The following is a 2,155-nucleotide window of genomic DNA, read 5'->3' as shown; positions in this document are numbered from 1 at the left end:
TTGTATGTCTTCAAAGACGTGCCGATATCCCTAGCCGTTTGCGCGTAGTCGCTGCGGCCCCATTTTGCGGCGGCTTGGTCAAGAGACAGCATAATTCTCATATCATCTATCAGCGCATTCGTCCCGCTCGCTTGGCCATTTTGAATCTTCCACGTCACCAAGTGATTGCTCATCAGAAATGAATCAGTCAGATGCTGATATTGATCCTGGAAATGCGGTGCGTCATTTTTGCTGAGCAGAAACTCCATCCACAGTCCGAGAGATTCCGACAAGTAAGAAGGCTGGTCTGAAAAATCGGTTTTGATCAGCCCTTTGTCATTCATTAAATTGTGATAGATGAAATATTCCGCCGGCTGGAGCGGGCTGGCATTCACTTCTGTCGCCGACTGATTTTGGGTCTTGTTTCCAGCTTCAGCACACCCTGCGGAAAGTCCGATAGATAAGAAGAATAAGATGACAGCAATTAGTACATGCCTCACAGGCAAATCCCCCTTTGTCGCCTGAAGCAAATCAGACGCTCACAAATAGTTATAGACGAAAATATGACTGCCATGTTACAAAGTACATTTACTATAAAAGAAAAAAATGCAGATTGCTAGCTTTTTTTTCCCTTTTTGAACATTAAGAAAACAGGACCTAAGTCCACTAAAAAAACCTGTGCGATAGGCACAGGTTTTTTTATTATTTATCCAAACCGAGTTTTTTCAGCTGTTCTGCCAGCGCGTTGTTAATCGGCTCATCTTTATTTTGTTTTTTCATATAAGAGGATACGTCCCGTTTGGTAGCACGCGCTTTGTCTTTGTTTTTTCGTTTTTCAAATACAGAGAGCTTTTCACGGTGACCGCACACACACGCAAAGGTTTGGCCCTCGCCTTGGCCGCGAAGCTCCATTCTTTTATGGCAATTTGGGCAGCGTGCGTTTGTTTTTCGGGCAATCGTTTTTCTGCTTCCGCATTCACGATCTTGGCACACGAGCATCGTCCCGCGTTTGCCGTTTACTTTCAGCATCATTTTGCCGCATTCCGGACATGCCGTTCCCGTAATGTTGTCATGTCGGAAGGTTTGGCTGCTGTTTTTGATTTCTTTTACCGTTTGGTGAGCGTAAGCCTTCATATTTTTAATAAAAACAGCCGATTTCAATTTGCCGGCCGCGATCGCAGACAGCTTTTGCTCCCATTCTGCTGTTAAGGCCGGTGATTTCAGATCCTCCGGAACAAGCTGCAGGAGCTGTTTTCCTTTAGAAGTGATAAAAATATCTTGGTTTTTTTTCTCGATTAAAAAGCTGTTGAACAGTTTTTCAATAATGTCGGCACGCGTTGCCACCGTGCCGAGGCCGCCTGTTTCTCCAAGCGTTTTGACGAGGCCTTTTTCTTCTCCCTGCATAAATGCGCTTGGGTTTTCCATCGCTGACAGCAAGGTCCCTTCATTAAAGCGGGCAGGCGGCTTCGTTTGGCCGCTTGTTTCCGTTAACGTGCGGACGGCAAGTGTGTCGCCTTTTTGAAGCGCAGGAAGTGTCTGGTCTCTGTCATCCTCCTGCTCATCATCCTCATCCGCCATATCATAAACGGCTTTCCACCCTTGCGATTGCACGGTTTTGCCTTTCGCCGTAAAGGTTTCTCCGCCGATTTCTGCGATGACCTTTGTTTCCTCATATTCGAATGCAGGCATTAATACAGCAAGGAAACGTTTCGCAATCAGGTCATACAGCTTTCGTTCTTTATCACTCAGACTGCTGAGAACGAGCGGCTCTTCGGTCGGGATAATCGCGTGGTGGTCTGACACCTTCGCGTCATTGACATATCCTTTATGAGATTTAATGCCGCGTTTTTTAATTTGGCTGACATATTGGGCATACGGTTTTACTTCCATGCCTTCCAGACGGTCTTTTAACGTCGGGACGATGTCACTGGATAAAAATCTAGAGTCCGTCCGCGGATATGTGACGAGCTTATGCTGCTCATATAGCTTCTGCAGTACAGAAAGCGTTTCTTTGGCAGAAAAACCGAAGCGCTTGTGGGCGTCACGCTGGAGCTCCGTTAAATCATAAAGCGCAGGCGCAAAGCTTTTTTTCGCTGTTTTTTTCAGCTCAGCTACGACCGCTTGCTTTCCTTGGAGATTTTTTAGCAAACGGCTTGTTACATCTTGATTGAACGTT

The 2,155-nt window shown here is 46.0% G+C and carries 1 protein-coding gene and 1 pseudogene; both read right to left on the bottom strand.

What is annotated here, in order from left to right:
- Window positions 1–479: pseudogene (locus ACWHAR_RS20070) on the bottom strand (lipoprotein YdaJ); the annotation flags it as partial.
- Window positions 480–681: 202 nt separating this feature from the next.
- A partial coding sequence (gene topB / locus ACWHAR_RS20065; RefSeq protein ID WP_452087616.1) for a DNA topoisomerase III occupies window positions 682–2,155 on the bottom strand: 1,474 nt, incomplete at its 5' end.

Source organism: Bacillus sp. LR--39 (assembly GCF_053613335.1).
The sequence above is the reverse complement of the archived record's forward strand: the minus strand, read 5'-3'. Positions and strand labels throughout refer to the sequence as shown.